A 16,820-nucleotide genomic window follows, 5' to 3' on the forward strand; every position below is an offset into this window, starting at 1 on the left:
GACCACTAGGGTGCGGCGCATGACTTCTACTCAAGCCGAAATCGACCGGTCCCAGCTCGGCACCCTTTCGGTGCTCGCCTGGATCGGCGACCCCTCCGAGGCACACGACATCCCGTACCTCCTCGCCTACACCCTGGGCGACGGCCCGGGCGGCCGGGAGGCCGGGGAGGTGGCGGCTCGCGGGCTGCTGGAGGAGATCGGCCTGCCCATCGGTGACGTCGTCATGGACGGCACCCGCAACCCCGCCGGCTTCCCGGTGCAGATCCTGCTGGAGGGCAACCAGATCGCGCTCACCCTGCCCGGGATGAACGCACAGTGCACTGCCCCCGACGAGTGGGTCGCCGCGGCCGACGAGAGCGGGCAGGTGTACTTCCTCTTCGCCACGCGCGCCTGGCCCGAGGCGGTCCCGGGGCGGCCCGTCGACGCGACGACCCTCCAGGCCTTCGCGGGCGACGAGGAGGTCCTCACGGCCAGCGCCCACTGCGTGCTCTCCGTGCGGCGCCTGCAGAAGTAGCCGGCCGCCCCACCGCTCCGGCCGCCGGGCTCCCAGCCTGCCCGGTGGCCGGGCCCCTCCCGCGGGCTCCCGCCGGGTCTCGGCCCGGGCCCCTTTCGCCGGATCTCCGCCCGGAGTCCTCCGTCAGGGCCGCTCGAAGACGAATCCGAGCGAGCGGACCCGGTTGTCGAAGCTGGAACCCGCCAGGTCCGGCAGGCCCACCGCGCGCAGCCCGACCGGCCGGGTCAGCAGCTCGCGGAAGAGCGCCTTCATCTCCACCCGGGCCAGGTGCGCACCCAGGCAGAAATGCGGTCCGCCGCCGCCGAAGCCCAGGTGCGGATTGGGCGAGCGGGTGATCATGAAGGCGTCCGGGTCGGGGAAGACCGACGCGTCGCGGTTGGCGGAGGCGTAGTACAGGACCACCTTCTCGCCCGGCCGGAAGACGCGGCCGCCCATGGTGTGCTCGGCGGTCACCGTCCGGCGGAACTGGATGATCGGCGTCGAGTGCCGGATGATCTCGTCCACCGCGCCGTCCGCGTACGTCTCGAAGTCCGACATCAGCAGGTCCCGTTGGTCGGGGTGGTCGGTCAGCAGGGTCAGCCCGTGGGTGATGGCGTTGCGGGTGGTCTCCACCCCGGCGACCATCAGGAGCGAGAAGAAGGCGCCGAGTTGGCGGGCCCCGAGGGCCTGTCCGTCGACGTTCGCGCAGACCAGCGCCGAGATCAGGTCGTCGGCCGGGTTCTTGCGCCGCTCCCTGCCGATGCCCGCCACCATCCGCTGCATCCGGGCGAGCGCGCGCAGCCCGCGGCCGGGCATCCGCAGCCGGGAGAGCAGGCCGCGCTCCACGCCGATGTTCTCGGAGGCATGGTTGACCCGGTCGGCGATCTCGGCGCGGAAGCGCTCAGGGATGCCCATCATGTTGCAGATGACCTCCAGCGGCAGCCGGGAGGCCACCGCCGAGACGAACTCGTCGGGCCGGTCGGCCAGTACGTCGTCCACGATGCGGGCGGCCACGGCGTGGATGTCGGCCTCGGCCGCAGCCAGCAGGCGGGGAGTGAAGGCCCGCTGGACGATCCGGCGGAGCCTGGCGTGGTCCGGGCCGTCCAGGTTGACCATGGAGTCGCCGAACAGGGCCCGCACCCAGCGGGCCGGTTCGGGAGTGGTCACTCCGGGGGCACTGGCGAAGACCTTGGGGAGCCGGCTGGCCTCCTGCACGTGGGCGTGTCGGACGAGGGCCCAGTGGCCGGCCCCCTCGGGCACGAACACGGGGCCTTCGGCGGCGCGCAGGCGGGCGAAGACGGCGAGCCGGTGTGCGGGCGGCTGCTGCCAGAAGCCCGGCTCGGCCAGTTCCCCGCCGGGTCCGGTGCCGTGGCGTTGCGCCGGGAGTGTCATGGCCGTGCCTCCAGTCGGTGCGGTGCGGTGTGTCCTGCTCGTCCGCTCGGTCTGCGCTGAGAACGGCGGCGGGGGCGCGGGAGTGACGGTCGGGCCGCCGCCCGCTACAGGACCTCGGCGCCGGACCGCTCGGCCAGGATCAGGCCGACGGTGACCGTGACCACCGCGACGAGTCCCGCGTAGAGGACGGCGTAGGCGCCCGTCCAGATGCAGGCGAGGGTGACCACGGCGGAGACCGGGAGCACCAGCTGCTGGGCGAGGCCGCGCTTGAAGTGGCGCGAGTGCAGCAGCCACACCATGAAGAGGAAGGCCGCGGCCGGGACCATGACGGATGCGTTGGCGGAGACCTGGGAGATGTGCGCCGTGCCGACCGCGTGCTCGACCACGACCTCGATGCCCGCGCCGATCGCCGCACCGGAAGCGAAGATCAGCAGGTGGCCGTAGCCCCACGGGATGGCCTCCCGGTTGGAGGTCAGGTGCTGGTGCATCGGCACGGCGAAGTAGATCCACCACGCGGCGAACACGATCAGCAGCCCGCCGGCGGCGATGGGGAGCAGCAGGTCGAGGGCTTCGTGCTCGTCGAGCGCGGACTTCACGGCCACCGTGCTCGCCGCGATCGTCTCGCCGAGCACGATGATGGTGAACAGCCCGTACCGCTCGACGATGTGGTGGGCGTGCCAGGGCGTCTGGTGCCCGCGCTCGGCGATCACCGGGACCATCAGCTCGGCCGCGACCAGCACCAGGAACAGCCAGCGCTTGGCGCCGTCGGGCGCGAAGAGGAGCCCCACCCAGCCGGCCTGGCAGATCACCAGCCCGGCCGCGTACGTCAGGGCGGCGGTGCGGGCGGCGCCGCTCTCCCCGGCGGCGGCCCGCAGCCACTGCGCCGTCAGCGCCACGCGCATGATGATGTAGCCGACGACGGCGATCGCCCAGTCGTTCTCGTCGAAGGCTTCGCCCACCCCTGCCGCGTAGACGAGGACGCCGGCGATCTGGACGAGCGTCGCGATCCGGTACGGCACGTCGTCGCAGTCGTAGGCGGAGGCGAACCAGGTGAAGTTCATCCAGGCCCACCACACGCCGAAGAAGACGAAGAAGTAGCCGATCACCCCGGTACCGGGATGGCCCTCCGCGAGTGCGTGCACGAGCCGGGCTCCGGCCTGCGCGACAGCCACGACGAAGCAGAGGTCGAAGAACAGCTCCAGCGGGGTCGCGGCGCGGTGGCCCTCGTCTCGGCTGCGGGCGGTCATCGGGGTGTAGGCCATACGGTCAGGAGAGCAGGGTGGTGACGCGCCGCAGCTCAGGCGCGCTGCCCGGGGGGCCGCTGTGCCCCGGGCGGCCGTCCGGGCCGGTCACGCCGGTCACACCGGGCTGCTCGGGCCGCTGCGGGTCAGAGGCTGCGGGCGGCGATGTCGCCGTAGGCGGTGGTGGCGTGGAGGGTGAGGTCCCGGCCGCTGCCGTCGTGGGTGAGGGCGTTGCGTATCCGGCCGTAGGAGGTGCCCGCGTCGAGGGTGGCACGGGTTCCGCGGGCGGCGCCGACGGAGATGTCGCCGGCCTGCGTCCGCAGGACGACCGTGCCGCGAACGGCCTCGGTGACGTGCACGCCGCCCTTCTGGGTGGTGATCTCCGCGGAGCCGCCGAGACGGCCGACCGTGATGTCCCCGGCCTGGAGGGCGAGTCGGGCACCCGCGGTCTCGTCGAGCTTGATCGCGCCGTGGGCGCTGTCGATGGTGACGTCCCCGAGCCGGCCGACGCCCCGAATCTCGGCACTGGCGGTCCTGGCCTCGACGCGGGAGCCCGTGGGAAGCCTGACGGTCACCTCGACCGATCCGGAGCCGCCGAGGATCCGGTTCCTCGGCGCAGCGGCGGCGATCCGCAGGATGCCGTCTGCGTACGCGACGGTGGTCCGTTCGGCGGCCGTCACATCGCGGCCCCTGGAGGCGTCGGCCGGGAGGATCTCGACGGTGGTGTCGGCGCGGTCGGCGGCGATGAAGCGGAGGCGTCCGACGGGGATGTCGAGGACGGCGGCGATCGGGGCGGCGGTGGTGAACTTCTGCATGGTGCTTCTCCGTTCTCCGTCAGCGGCGCCCTGCGGCCCGCTGTTTCCGATAGGAGAAAAGCTACGTTGCGTTTGTAGTTTCGGCAATCACGTGATTGCATGCGGCCTCTATGTAAGCAGCTCAGAGGCCCTATTTCGTTGCAACTGCTTCGAGGTGAAAGCTAAGGGGGTGGCGCTGCGTTGCAATGAGGTGGAGGTGAACGCTAGGGTGGAGACTCCACGGGATGCAGAGGGAGGCCGCGATGCCGGGAGGCAGGCTTACGCAGCAGGAGCGCCGGCAGATCGCCCTGGGGGTGGCCGACGGCCTCGCCTATGCCGAGATCGCCAGGCGCTTGGACCGTCCGACCTCCACGGTCACCCGCGAGGTCATGCGCAACGGCGGCCCCTCCGGCTATCGGGCGGACCAGGCCCACCGTGCCACCGAGCGCCGCGCCCGCCGGCGCCGCACCGCCGTCCCCCCGAGCGCGGATCCGGTCATCCTGCCGCACGGCCGCGATCCCGGAGCGGTGGCTGCGTACGAAGAGCAGTTCACCACGGTGATGATGCAGTCGGGCCTGTCGAACAAGATGACCGCGCGGGTGATGGTCTGTCTCCTCACCGCCGATTCCGGCAGCATGACCGCCGCCGAGCTCGTCCGGCGCCTCCAGGTCAGTCCGGCGTCCATCTCCAAGTCGATCGCCTTCCTGGAGGGGCAGGCTCTCGTCCGCCGGGAGCGTGACGAGGGCCGCCGGGAGCGCTACGTCATCGACGAGAACCTCTGGTACCAGTCGATGGTCACAAGCGTCCGCTCCCTCAACCAGCAGGTCGACATCGCCCGGCAGGGTGCCGGTGTCCTCGGCCCCGGTACCCCGGCCGCCGTCCGCCTGGAGAACGTCGCCCGCTTCCTCGACTTCGTCGCCGAAAGCCTCGCCCGCGCCGCGGAGCAGGCCCGAGACATCCTTCATGTGAAGGGGGAGGAGCCCTCGGGCGGCGCCGACGGCGAGGTGTGACCGGGCGAGGTGTGACCGGGCGGCGTGAACGCGTGGAACGTGGACGCGAGCCGAGGCCGGGGGCGTCGAGGACGGGCCGTGGCGCGACGCCGGCGATGTGGCCGGTCCCGGCCGGCGCAACCGCAGGCCCGGCGAGGGCGACGGGCGGCCGTACCCTGGTGGCATGAGCAGCACCCCCGACCCCGACCCGCAGCCCCCGCGCTCCGCCCCCGAGGCCCGGCAGTCCCGGCCGAAGCCGCGGATCGTCTTCGACGACCCGCTGGACCAGCAGTCGTCGGACGACACCGACCGGGGCTGGGGCGAGCGGCCGCCCACCGGAGGAAGCGCGGCCGATCTGGCCCGCTTCCTCGACGAGAAGCCACCGCACCACATCTGACCGGACGGGGCGGCCGGTGCTGCCGGCGCGGTCAGAATCCGTTGCGCGAACCCGCCTGGCCGCCGACACTGCCGCCCGTGCGCTGCGCGACCAGGGTGTCCCGGATCTCCTTGAGGACCTCCAGCTCGGTGATCTCGACGATCTCCTGGGCCCCCTCGCGGGCCTTGCGGCGGTCCTCCATGCGCGCCAGGTACTTCGACATCGGCAGCACCATCAGGAAGTACACGACCGCCGCGGTGATCACAAAGGTCAGCGTGGCGTTGAGCACCGACCCCCAGAGGATCTCGACACCGGTCGGCTGGCCGTCGGGGCCGATTTCGCACGGCGCCTTCAGACAGGACTTGTAGCCTTCCAGGCTCTTCGTGCCCACCGCGCCCACCACGGGGCTGATGATCCCCTTGACCACGGAGTTCACGATGTTCGTGAACGCGGCGCCGATCACCACGGCCACCGCCAGGTCGATCACGTTGCCGCGCATCAGGAAGGCCTTGAAGCCCGCCAGCACGCTTTCCTTCTTGTTCTCGCTCATCGCTGAGCCCTTCTCTGCGGAAGCCAAACACGGAGCCAACGGTTCCGAAAGCTACGGCAGTCCGGGCGAGGTCTGTCCAATCGGTCTTCACTTTGAGGTGAATTGACTGATCGTGCGTACGGATCAGCACAGCGTCACCGCCAGCCGCGCCGTCGCGCCGGCGCCCACCAGGTCCCGCGCGGTGTCCCTCGGTACGGACAGCACGACCAGCGCCCCGCCGTCCCCAACACCCTGTTCCGGATCGGGTACTTCGGCGACCCTGGCCCCTGCCGCCACCACCCTGGGTTGCTGCGCCCGCTCGGCCGCCACCACGTCCACCCGGTCCCCGGGCCGCAGCAGCCGCACCGTCGCGCCGTCCGCGATGCGCACCGGCGCCGAGACCAGCCGCACCACCGTCGGCGGCGGTTTCACCTCGGACGGCGGCTCGCCCCGGGAGGCCTGGGCCTCGGTCCCTCCCACGGCGAGTGCTGCCGCCACGACGGCCAGGGAGGCCGAGGCGGCCCGCCGCCGGCGCCGCAGGGCCCGACGCAGCCGCCCGGGGCCCCGCCCCACACGGAGTGGCGGGAACGGCGGGACGGGACGCGACGGAGGACACGCGGAGGAGGCTCGTGGCGATGCCGGGGAGAAGCCCGGAGCGGAGGGCGGAGCGGAGGGAGGAGGGGTGGCCGGGCAGGAGGTCGTGGATGAGGCCGAAGAGGCCGCGGAGGTACGGGACATGACGAGCACCACCAGACGGAGTGAGTTCCTGTGCCCGGACCCGCCGCCCGGACACACTCCACCATCCGGCCTGCGCCCGCATCCCGCTCGGACCTGTGGACCGTCCCCAGCCTGTGGAAAACCCTGTCACCCGACCGAGTGGCGAACCCCCGTCCACACCGTCTTCGCCGGCGGGTGGACCTCAGCGCTTCGCCGGCACCTGGCAGGACTCCGAGAAACCCTGGCTGGTCAGACCGAAGGCGCTGTTGACGCGTGAGCGCCAGTTCTCCAGCGCGACCACCGCCGTCAGTTCGACGAACGCCGCCTCCCCGAGCCGTGCGATCAGCGCCGCGGCCAGTTCGTCGGTGACCGTGGGCTCGGTCTCGGTCATGGCCTCGGCGTACTCCATGACCAACAGCTCCAGCTCGGTGAACACCTCACGGGCCTCCCGCCATTGCGGAACCCGCTCGATCTTCTCCGGCGCCATCCCCAGTTCGTGGCCCTCCCAATAGCCGAAGTCCATGCACCACGAGCAGTTGATGCGGGCCGCCGACGCCATCACGGCGAGGTGCTTCAGGCCGGCGTCCAGCGCGTTCCATCCGGCCGCCCGCTGTTCCAGGCGGACGTAGGTGAACAGCACGCGCGGGTTGTGCCCGTAGGCCTGTCCGGGGTCGAGCACCTTGCCGTAGGTGCGGCGCGAGTACCAGGCGCCGACGCGCATCAGCAGGGTGCGGGGCGGGGTGAGCGAGATACGCGGCATGACTGTCATCTCCCGGAGCGGTCTGTCCGAATGGGCCTTCACGGAGGAAGACCGGACAGCCGCCCCGGATGTGACAGCGCGGACTACGGAAGCTCGATGCCCAGGTCCCAGCCGTCGAGCGCGTGCGTGCACAGGCAGTCGCGGGTCGCCGTGGCCGGCAGCGCCGCCACCGCGTCGAAGAGGACCTCGCGCAGGCGGCCGACGTTCTCGCCGAACACCTTGAGCACCTCCGTGTGGGACACGCCCTCACCGGTCTCGGCACCCGCGTCCAGGTCCGTCACCAGAGCCATCGAGGTGTAGCAGAGCCCCAGCTCACGGGCGAGGATCGCCTCCGGGTGCCCCGTCATGCCGATCACCGACCAGCCCGCCGAGGCGTACCAGCGGGACTCCGCACGCGTCGAGAAGCGCGGCCCTTCGACGACGACCATGGTGCCGCCGTCCACCGGCTCCCAGTCCCGGCCGCGGGCCGCGGCCACCGCCACGGAACGGCCCACCGGACAGTACGGGTCGGCGAAGGTGGTGTGCACGACGTTCGGAACGGATCCGTCCGGCAGTGCCACCCCGTCGAAGAAGGTCTGCACGCGGCTCTGCGTACGGTCGACCAGCTGGTCGGGCACGAGCAGCGTGCCCGGCCCGTACTCGGGCCGCAGGCCGCCGACGGCGCACGGGCCGAGCACCTGGCGGACGCCGACCGAGCGCAGGGCCCAGAGGTTCGCCCGGTAGTTGATCTTGTGTGGCGGGACCGTGTGGCTGCGCCCGTGCCGGGGCAGGAAGGCCACCGCGCGGCCGGCGAGCTCGCCCATGTACAGGGAGTCGCTGGGAGGCCCGTACGGGGTCTCCACCTGGATCTCGGAGACGTCCTCCAGGAAGGAGTAGAAGCCCGAGCCGCCGATGACACCGATCTCTGCGTTCACCATGCCGCTCACCCTAACCGGGCACGCCGGAGGCCCCGCAGCCCGGTGGGGGCGTGCGGGGCCTCGGGAAGGAGCGGGTCAGGCGGCCGACGTGGAGCTGCTGCTCGTGCTCGACGACGTCGAGGAGGACGAAGCGGCGGGAGCGGCGGCGGCGGTCGACGTCGAGGACGGCGACGTGCTCGACGCGGGCTTCGAGGCAGGGGTGCTGCTCGACGAGGCGCCACGGCTGTCGTTCCGGTAGAAACCGGAGCCCTTGAAGACGATGCCGACCGCGGAGAACACCTTCTTCAGGCGTCCGTCGCAGTTCGGGCACACGGTCAGCGCGTCATCGGTGAACTTCTGCACGGCCTCAAGGCCCTCACCGCACTCGGTGCACTGGTACTGGTAGGTCGGCACGAATTTCCTCCTGGCACTCTGACTCAATGAGTGCTAACGACGCTCCATGGTGACGTATTCCGGCGGATCAGTCCACCGTCACCGGCACGCGGTGACCCATCCCACGCTCGTTCACCCGGATACGGGGCGCCGCAGACGGGCCGGCCGCAGCGCCGATCTCGGCGCGGCCCGGGACCTCGGCACGGGCCGCGGTCCCGCTGCCGGACGCGGCCTCGGTACCGGACCCCGCCTCGGCACCGGGCGCGGACGCGTTCACGATCCGGCTCGGAGCCTTCGGGGCCAGCTTGGCGCGCAGCGTCAGCAGGGTGGCCAGCGCCAGGGCGGTGGCCGCCATCGGCACCATGAAGCCGGACGAGGATCCGTGCGCGTCGGTCAGGCGGCCGGCCAGGATGACCGCGATGGCCTGCCCGAAGGCGATCGAACCGGTCAGCCAGGTGAAGGCCTCGGTCCGGGCGTTCGCCGGAACCAGCTGCTCGACCATCGTGTAGCCGGTGATCAGGGCCGGGGCGATGAACAGGCCCACCACCAGGCCGAGCGCGCCCAGCAGGATGACCGAGTGCGCGGCCCACAGCACGGACGCGGCGGCGGTGAGGCCGACGTACCCCAGGATCAGTCGGCGGCGCGGGCCGATCTTCCAGGCGATGACGCCCATGGCGATGCCGGCGGTCATGTTGCCGGCGGCGAAGACGCCGTAGAGCAGGCCGTTGGCGCCGGGGTTGCCGATCTCGTTGGAGAAGGCGGCGAGCGAGACCTGCATGCCGCCGAAGACGGCGCCGATCCCGAGGAAGGCGAAGATCAGCACGCGCAGGCCCGGGTAGGACAGCGCGAAGGCGCGCTTCCCGCCGGTGGTCGACGGGGTGTGCGTGCTGGGCTGGGAGGCGCGGCGGGCCGCGAAGAGCAGGCCGCCGAGCAGCGTCAGGGTGGCCTCGGTGGCCAGACCGGCCGCCGGGTGGACGCCGGTGCACAGGGCGGTCGCCAGGACCGGGCCGACGACGAAGGTGAACTCGTCGGTGACGGATTCGAAGGCGGCGGCCGTCGGGAGCAGCGGCGAGCCCTCCAGCCTGGCGGCCCAGCGCGCCCGGACCATCGGTCCGACCTGCGGTACGGAGGCGCCGGCGGGTACGGCGGCCAGCGCCAGCGCCCAGACGGGGGCGCCGGCCAGCGCCAGGGCCGTCAGGCCGCTCACGGCGGCGGCGTGCGCGAGGACCACCGGCACCAGTACGGCGCTCTGGCCGAACCGGTCGGTGAAGATGCCCATCAGCGGGGCGGAGAGGGCCATCGAGATGCCGGTGACGGCGGCGACGATGCCGGCGCTGCCGTAAGAACCGGTGGTGTGCTGCACCAGCAGCAGGATGCTGATGGTCAGCATGCCGAAGGGGAGCCGGGCTGCGAAGCCGGGGAGGACGAAGCCCAGGGCGCCAGGTGTGCGCAGGAGCTGTCCGTATCCGGGGCGGGCGGACGTGTCGGTCGTGACCGCGGATGTCACGGCCTTGCCTTTCCGCTGCCTGGTAGAACTCCCCGTCTGCGGACGGTGCCGTGCTTTGTGAGCGGTCGCACCCGTACGTGTTGGGAGCCCCGAGAGCTGTCCTCTTGCGCAGAACCGAGTGATACCTGGGCGCCCCTTGCGGGAGGGAGCCACGGCCGCTTTGCGGTCGCGCCAGCTCTGCGTCAGGCAGAGTTGGTTCGATCTGTTGTGCCTTCATCGTACAGGGGACGCCGGTATCACGCCCTGTGATTGCCCCGACAATCCGTGTCTTCACCTGCGATTGGCGGGAACTTCGCAGATGAAGGACCTCGCATATGCTGACAAAGGCCGTCGGATCTCCCCGAATGCGCCCGGATGAGAACGCTGCTCCGGGGCCGGTCCGGCGGATCGGGGTCGCCCGGCCGCGATCCGCCCGACGGCCCTGGCCGCGATCCGCCGGACCGGTCCTAGGGGGAGCCGGATCCGTTTCCGGTCCCGAGCCAGCCCGCCAGCTTCCCGCCCCGGGCCACCGCCCGCAGCCGTGCCTCTGCGGCGTCCCGGACCGGGTCCGTGGCCACCACCAGCAGCTCGTCACCCCGCCGCAGCACGGTGGACGGCGCCGGTACGAAGCTCCTGGCGTCCCGCACGACCAGCGTGACCGATGCTCCGGGCGGCAGCCTCAGTTCGCTGACCTCGACGCCGTGCATCCGTGAGGCCGGCGGGATGGCGAAGGACAGCAGGTGTCCGCGCAGCTTCTCCAGCGGCGCCGACTCGATGCCGAGGTCGGACGCGGTCTCCATGCCCCGCCCGAGGTCCAGCTTGCGCGCCAGCCAGGGCAGGGTCGGCCCCTGCACCAGGGTGTAGACGACGACCAGTACGAAGACGATGTTGAAGACGCGGTCGCTGCCCTCGATCCCGGACACCATGGGGATGGTCGCCAGGATGATGGGCACGGCGCCGCGCAGGCCCGCCCACGACATCAGGACCTGCTCCTGCCACGGGATGCGGAAGGGCAGCAGGCTGACGAAGACCTCCAGGGGCCGCGCCACCGTCGTCAGCACCAGGCCGATGATGACCGCGGGCCAGAAGTCGCGGACCAGCTCGTGCGGCGTGACGAGCAGGCCCAGCAGCACGAACATGCCGATCTGGGCGATCCAGCCGAGCCCGTCGGCGAAGCCGCGCGTGGCGGGCCAGTGCGGGAGCTTGGCGTTGCCCAGGACGACCGCCGCCAGGTACACGGCGAGGAAGCCGGACCCGTGCGCCATCGCGCCGGCCGCGTACGCCACGATCGCGATGGCCATCACGGCGATCGGGTAGAGGCCGGATGCGGGCAGAGCCACGTGCCGCAGTGCGTAGGCGCCGAGGAAGCCCACGGCCAGACCGATCGTGGCGCCGATCGCGAGCTCCAGGGCGATCTTGCCGAGCAGGACGTACCACGCGTCCGCCGGGCCCACCGTGGAGAGCGCGACCACGAGGATCACGACGGGTGCGTCGTTGAAGCCGGACTCGGCCTCCAGGACGCCCGTGATCCGGGACGGCAGGGGCACCTTGCGCAGCACGGAGAAGACGGCCGCCGCGTCGGTCGAGGAGACCACCGCCCCGATCAGCAGCGCCTGGCGCCATTCGAGTCCGACGAGGTAGTGCGCCCCCGCCGCCGTCACGCTCACACTGATCGCCACACCCACCAGGGAGAGCATGATCGCGGCCGGCAGGGCCGGCTTGATCTCTTTCCACTTGGTGCCCAGACCGCCCTCGGCGAGGATCACGACGAGGGCGGCGTAGCCGATGACCTGTGTCAGCTCGGCATTGTCGAAGACGACGTTCCCGATGCCGTCCTGGCCTATGGCGACGCCTATGCCGAGGTAGATGAGCAGGCTGGGCAGGCCGCTGCGCGACGAGACCCGCACGGCGGCCACGGCGACGAGCAGTACGAGCGAGCAGACCAGCAGAAGCTCATTGAGCGTGTGGACAGTCAGCGGGCGGCCCTCCTCAATGCGCCCGGCGGATCGGTCCTCCCGGCGGCAAGTTCGGCAAGTAATTCGTTACCTTACCTAATCTTTGACGCGCCCTTTACGCGATAACCACATTGTGAAACGGCTGTTCTCCGCTGTCCTCGGGACCGCGGGACCCATGGAAGATCCATTCAGGGCCGCCTCCCGGGCCGCCCTGCGCCCCATGCCCTCCACACAGCCTCCACCCCTGGCGGATCAACGGAGTCGGTCCTGCGCCTATGGTTGCTCCCAGCACTCCCAGGACCACCCTGCCCCTCTAAGGACAGCGATGCCCGCCAACGAAACCGCTCCTCCCACCAAGAAGAAGGGACGACGCGCCCGTCTGATCGTGCTCGTACTGGTCCTGGGACTCGTCGCGGGCCTCGGCTACGGGGCGTACTGGAGCGTGGACAGCGTGCGCGCCTCCTTCCCCCAGACGACCGGCTCCCTCGACGTGCCCGGCCTGAAGGGGACGGTCGAGGTGAAGCGCGATGCCAACGGCATTCCCCAGCTCTACGCGGACAGCGACGACGACCTCTTCCGCGCGCAGGGCTTCGTGCACGCGCAGGACCGCTTCTGGGAGATGGACGTACGCCGCCACATGACCGCGGGGCGGCTGTCGGAGATGTTCGGCGCCGGCCAGGTCGAGACCGACGCCTTCCTGCGCACCCTGGGCTGGCGCCAGGTCGCGCAGGAGGAGTACGACACCAAGCTCTCCGCCGAGACGAAGAAGAACCTGCAGTCCTACGCCGACGGGGTCAACGCGTACCTGAAGGGCAAGTCCGGCAAGACCCTGTCCGTCGAGCACGCGGCCCTCAAGCTCAGCGACGGCTACCAGCCCGAGCAGTGGTCGCCGGTGGACTCGGTGGCCTGGCTCAAGGCGATGGCCTGGGACCTGCGCGGCAACATGCAGGACGAGATCGACCGGTCGCTGATGGCGAGCAAGCTCTCGCAGGAGCAGATCGCCGAGCTCTACCCGCCCTATCCGTTCGACCGGAACAAGCCGGTCGTCGAGGGCGGCAAGGTCGACGGCGGCAAGTACACCCCCCAGGGCCAGACCGGAAACTCGGGCTCGGGCAGCGGCTCCGGCGGTGGTTCCGGTTCCGGCGGTGCCGTCGCCAACCGGGCCTCCACCGCCCCGGCCGCCGGTGAGGCCACCGGCCTCGCCGGCAACGCCACCGCCCAGGGCGCCACCGTGGGCCTGCGCACCCAGCTGAGCGCCCTCGCCGACACCCTGGAGAAGGTTCCGGCCATCCTCGGCCCCAACGGCAGCGGCATCGGCTCGAACTCCTGGGTCATCTCGGGCAAGTACACGACCACCGGCAAGCCGCTGCTCGCCAACGACCCGCACCTGTCGCCGCAACTGCCCTCGGTCTGGTACCAAATGGGCCTGCACTGCCGTGCCGTCTCGGCCGAGTGCAAGTACGACGTGGCCGGCTACACCTTCTCCGGGATGCCCGGAGTGGTCATCGGCCACAACACCGACATCGCCTGGGGCATGACCAACCTCGGCGCCGACGTCACCGACCTCTACCTCGAACAGATCAAGCCCGAGGGCTACGTCTACGACAACCGGGTGCTCCCCTTCACCTCCCGCGAAGAGGTGATCAAGATCGCGGGCGGCAGCAGCAAGAAGATCACCGTCCGCACCACCAACAACGGTCCGCTCGTCTCGGACCGTAGCGAGGAGCTCGCCACGGTGGGCACCCGCGCCCCGGTCGACAGCTCCGCCCCCGACCGCGGCGACGGCTACGCCATCGCCCTGCGCTGGACCGCGCTGGACCCGGGCAGGACGATGGACGCGGTCTTCAAGCTCAACCAGGCCAAGAACTTCGACGACTTCCGCAAGGCGGCCGCCGACTTCGACGTCCCCTCCCAGAACCTGATCTACGCCGACAACAAGGGCGCCAACGGCAACATCGGCTACCAGGCCCCCGGCCGCATCCCGCTGCGCGGCCAGGGCGACGGCCGGATGCCCGCCCCGGGCTGGGACTCCAAGTACGCCTGGAAGGGCGGCCGGGACGGCAACACCGGCTACATCCCGCAGAACGAGCTGCCCTGGGACCAGAACCCCGCGCGCGGCTACATCGTCACCGCCAACCAGGCCGTCGCGGAGAACGGGACCGGCGCGGGCAAGTACCCGCACCTGCTGACCACCGACTGGGGCTACGGCGCCCGCAGCCAGCGGATCAACGACCTCATCGAGGCGAAGATCAAGGATGGCGGGAAGATCTCGACCGACGACATGCGCACCATGCAGATGGACAACAGCAGCGAGATCGCCGCGCTGCTGACCCCGATGCTGGCGAAGATCGAGGTGTCGGACCCGGGCGTGCGCGCCGCGCAGAAGCTGCTGGACGGCTGGAACTACACCCAGGAGTCCGACTCGGCGGCCGCCGCCTACTTCAACGCGGTCTGGCGCAACGTCCTCAAGCTGGCCTTCGGCGACAAGATGCCCAAGGAGCTGCGGATCGAGGGCAGCTGCATGAACGTCCTGGGCAACGGCACCGGCCCGGCCGACGACCTCGCCAAGACCGTCCGCGAATGCGGAACCCGCGACGCAGGCTCGGCGCAGCCCGACGGCGGCGACCGCTGGTTCGAGGTGGTCCGCCGCCTGGTCAAGGACGAGAAGTCGCCGTGGTGGAGCGTCCCCGCCAAGGGCCTGAACAAGCCGGCCACCACCACCCGTGACGAGCTGTTCGCCCGGGCCATGGCGGACGCCCGCTGGGAGCTCACCGCCAAGCTCGGCAAGGACCAGTCCACCTGGAGCTGGGGCCGACTGCACCAGCTCAACCTGAAGAACCAGACGATCGGCACCGAGGGCCCCGGCTTCCTGCAGTGGCTCCTCAACCGCGGCCCGTGGAACGTGGGCGGCGGCGAGGCGACCGTCAACGCCACCGGCTGGAACGCCTCCAGTGGCTACGGGATCACCTGGGTGCCGTCGATGCGGATGGTCGTCAACCTCAGCGACCTCGACAAGTCCCGCTGGATCAACCTCACGGGCGCCTCGGGCCACGCGTACAACTCGCACTACACGGACCAGACGCAGATGTGGGCCACGGGCGAGCTGCTGGAGTGGCCCTTCGGCAAGGAGGCCGTCGACAAGGCCACGGTCGACACCCTGACCCTGCGGCCGGCCGGGTCGTGAGCCGGGTCACGGGCTGAAGCGGCGCACCCCCGACGGGGTGGCCACCGCCTGGACGGGGTGGTCGTGCGGTTCCTCCGGGACCCGCGCGACCACCTCGTCGTCGTAGAGGAGCACGACCAGCGCCGGATGCGCCCCGGCGCGCTCCAGCCGCCCCAGTACCCGGTCGTAGCTGCCCCCGCCGCGGCCGAGCCGCATACCGCGCCCGTCCACCGCGAGCCCGGGCAGCAGCACCGCGTCGGCCTCCGTCACCGCGTCCGGTCCGAGCGCCGGGCCGGAGGGCTCCAGCAGCCGCATCTTTCCCGGGTGGGCGGCCTCGGCGAGGCCGCCGGGACCCTCGTACGCCGCCCAGTCGAGGTCGTTGTCGGGCAGCAGGAGGGGGAGCAGTACCCGCTTGCCGGCCGCGCGCAGGGCATCGAGGAGTGCGCGGGTGCCCGGCTCGCCGCCGACCGAGACGTACGCCGCCACCGTGCGCGCAGTGGCCAGTTCGGGCAGTCGGAGGGCGGTGACGGCCAGCGCCGCGGCCGCCGTGCGGCGGGCTTCGGGGGTCAAGGCGCGACGGGCCGCGAGGAGTTCCCGGCGCAGCTCGGACTTGGCGGACGTGGTGGGCGGGGTCTCTGCCACGGGAATCAGCTGTCCTTCGCATCAGGGCATAAATGGATCTGTCTGCCGTGACCTCGTCGGGTGTTCGACAGGACCCACTATCGTTCTGGCCATGACTATGTTGCACCCCGTGATCAAGAAGGCCGTCATTCCGGCCGCTGGCCTCGGTACCCGCTTCCTCCCGGCGACCAAGGCGACCCCGAAGGAAATGCTCCCGGTTGTGGACAAGCCGGCCATCCAGTACGTGGTCGAGGAGGCCGTCGCGGCCGGGCTCGACGACGTCCTCATGATCACAGGGCGTAACAAGCGTGCCCTGGAGGACCACTTCGACCGCAACTACGAGCTGGAGTCGGCCCTCACCGCCAAGGGCGACGACGACCGGCTGAAGAAGGTCCAGGAGTCCAGCGACCTCGCGACCATGCACTACGTCCGCCAGGGCGACCCGCGGGGCCTCGGCCACGCGGTGCTGTGCGCCGAGCCGCACGTCGGCCGCGAGCCCTTCGCCGTCCTCCTCGGCGACGACCTCATCGACCCGCGCGACCCCCTGCTGCGCCAGATGGCCGACATCCACGCCCGCACCGGCGGCACCGTCATCGCCCTGATGGAGGTCGACCCGGCCAACGTCCACCTCTACGGCTGCGCCGCCGTCGAGGCCACCGACGAGAAGGACGTGGTCCGCATCACCGGCCTCGTCGAGAAGCCGGAACCCCAGGACGCCCCCAGCAACTACGCGGTGATCGGACGCTACGTCCTCAACCCCGCGATCTTCGACATACTGCGGGAGACCGAGCCGGGCCGCGGTGGGGAGATCCAGCTCACCGACGCCCTGCAGAAGCTGGCCGCCGACGAGAGCGTGGGCGGCCCGGTGCACGGCGTGGTCTTCCGGGGCCGTCGCTACGACACCGGGGACCGCGGCGACTACCTGCGGGCCATCGTCCGCCTCGCGTGCGAGCGCGAGGACCTGGGCCCCGAGTTCCGCACCTGGCTTCACCGTTACGTCACGGAGGAGATGTAG

General features: G+C 71.2%; 16 protein-coding genes. 5 read left to right on the forward strand and 11 right to left on the reverse strand.

The annotated features are described in order from the left end of the window. The first annotated feature begins 19 nt into the window (after nt 1–19). Nucleotides 20–514: a DUF5949 family protein gene (locus AW27_RS19745; RefSeq protein ID WP_037925080.1), complete on the forward strand. Its 495-nt coding sequence runs from the start codon at nt 20–22 to the stop codon at nt 512–514. A gap of 123 nt (nt 515–637) precedes the next feature. Here the strand turns inward: AW27_RS19745 and AW27_RS19750 are convergent, their stop codons facing one another. The 3 genes from AW27_RS19750 to AW27_RS19760 form a co-directional block, all read right to left on the reverse strand. Further along, entirely contained in the window at nt 638–1,885 is a 1,248-nt protein-coding gene (locus tag AW27_RS19750) for a cytochrome P450 (protein WP_037925083.1), read from the reverse strand. A gap of 104 nt (nt 1,886–1,989) precedes the next feature. Continuing rightward, nucleotides 1,990–3,147, reverse strand: coding sequence for a low temperature requirement protein A (locus AW27_RS19755; protein WP_037925084.1), 1,158 nt, complete (start codon nt 3,145–3,147; stop codon nt 1,990–1,992). Between the two features lie 125 nt (nt 3,148–3,272). After that, nucleotides 3,273–3,941 (reverse strand): DUF4097 family beta strand repeat-containing protein, encoded by a 669-nt coding sequence (locus AW27_RS19760; RefSeq protein ID WP_037925087.1) that lies wholly within the window; start codon nt 3,939–3,941, stop codon nt 3,273–3,275. 242 nt (nt 3,942–4,183) lie between these two features. On the opposite strand from AW27_RS19760, the gene AW27_RS19765 reads away from it, so the two are divergent. Together AW27_RS19765 and AW27_RS19770 are read left to right on the forward strand one after the other, a co-directional pair. Next, a complete protein-coding gene (locus AW27_RS19765) occupies nt 4,184–4,930 on the forward strand; it encodes a helix-turn-helix domain-containing protein (protein WP_037925510.1) in 747 nt (248 codons plus the stop codon). Nucleotides 4,931–5,093: 163 nt separating this feature from the next. Beyond that, nucleotides 5,094–5,306 carry a hypothetical protein gene (locus AW27_RS19770; RefSeq protein ID WP_037925512.1) on the forward strand — a complete coding sequence of 71 codons (213 nt, stop codon included), beginning with the start codon at nt 5,094–5,096 and terminating at the stop codon, nt 5,304–5,306. Nucleotides 5,307–5,337: 31 nt separating this feature from the next. Here AW27_RS19770 and mscL read toward each other — a convergent pair whose 3' ends face one another. The 7 genes from mscL to AW27_RS19805 all read right to left on the reverse strand — a co-directional run bounded on the left by mscL (nt 5,338) and on the right by AW27_RS19805 (nt 12,105). Further along, a complete protein-coding gene (mscL, locus tag AW27_RS19775; RefSeq protein WP_037925088.1) occupies nt 5,338–5,835 on the reverse strand; it encodes a large conductance mechanosensitive channel protein MscL in 498 nt (165 codons plus the stop codon). Between the two features lie 123 nt (nt 5,836–5,958). Next, nucleotides 5,959–6,552 carry a hypothetical protein gene (locus AW27_RS19780; RefSeq protein WP_078556817.1) on the reverse strand — a complete coding sequence of 198 codons (594 nt, stop codon included), beginning with the start codon at nt 6,550–6,552 and terminating at the stop codon, nt 5,959–5,961. Nucleotides 6,553–6,733: 181 nt separating this feature from the next. Next, a complete protein-coding gene (locus tag AW27_RS19785; protein WP_037925093.1) occupies nt 6,734–7,291 on the reverse strand; it encodes a carboxymuconolactone decarboxylase family protein in 558 nt (185 codons plus the stop codon). Nucleotides 7,292–7,374: 83 nt separating this feature from the next. Next, a complete protein-coding gene (locus AW27_RS19790; RefSeq protein WP_037925101.1) occupies nt 7,375–8,208 on the reverse strand; it encodes an S-methyl-5'-thioadenosine phosphorylase in 834 nt (277 codons plus the stop codon). 75 nt (nt 8,209–8,283) lie between these two features. Beyond that, entirely contained in the window at nt 8,284–8,601 is a 318-nt protein-coding gene (locus tag AW27_RS19795) for an FmdB family zinc ribbon protein (RefSeq protein WP_037925103.1), read from the reverse strand. Between the two features lie 67 nt (nt 8,602–8,668). Further along, entirely contained in the window at nt 8,669–10,087 is a 1,419-nt protein-coding gene (locus AW27_RS19800) for an MFS transporter (protein ID WP_037925106.1), read from the reverse strand. Between the two features lie 446 nt (nt 10,088–10,533). Continuing rightward, on the reverse strand, nt 10,534–12,105 hold the full coding sequence (locus tag AW27_RS19805; protein WP_236647762.1) for a potassium/proton antiporter: 1,572 nt from the start codon (nt 12,103–12,105) through the stop codon (nt 10,534–10,536). Nucleotides 12,106–12,346: 241 nt separating this feature from the next. Here AW27_RS19805 and AW27_RS19810 point away from each other — a divergent pair, with 241 nt between their 5' ends. Continuing rightward, a complete protein-coding gene (locus AW27_RS19810) occupies nt 12,347–15,205 on the forward strand; it encodes a penicillin acylase family protein (protein WP_037925111.1) in 2,859 nt (952 codons plus the stop codon). A 6-nt stretch (nt 15,206–15,211) separates the two neighbouring features. Here the strand turns inward: AW27_RS19810 and AW27_RS19815 are convergent, their stop codons facing one another. Continuing rightward, a complete protein-coding gene (locus AW27_RS19815) occupies nt 15,212–15,826 on the reverse strand; it encodes a 5-formyltetrahydrofolate cyclo-ligase (protein ID WP_037925113.1) in 615 nt (204 codons plus the stop codon). Nucleotides 15,827–15,917: 91 nt separating this feature from the next. Between AW27_RS19815 and galU the strand changes: the two genes are divergently transcribed. Further along, entirely contained in the window at nt 15,918–16,820 is a 903-nt protein-coding gene (gene galU / locus AW27_RS19820) for a UTP--glucose-1-phosphate uridylyltransferase GalU (RefSeq protein WP_037925115.1), read from the forward strand.

The organism is Streptomyces sp. PCS3-D2, from assembly GCF_000612545.2.
Classification (GTDB): Bacteria; Actinomycetota; Actinomycetes; order Streptomycetales; family Streptomycetaceae; genus Streptomyces.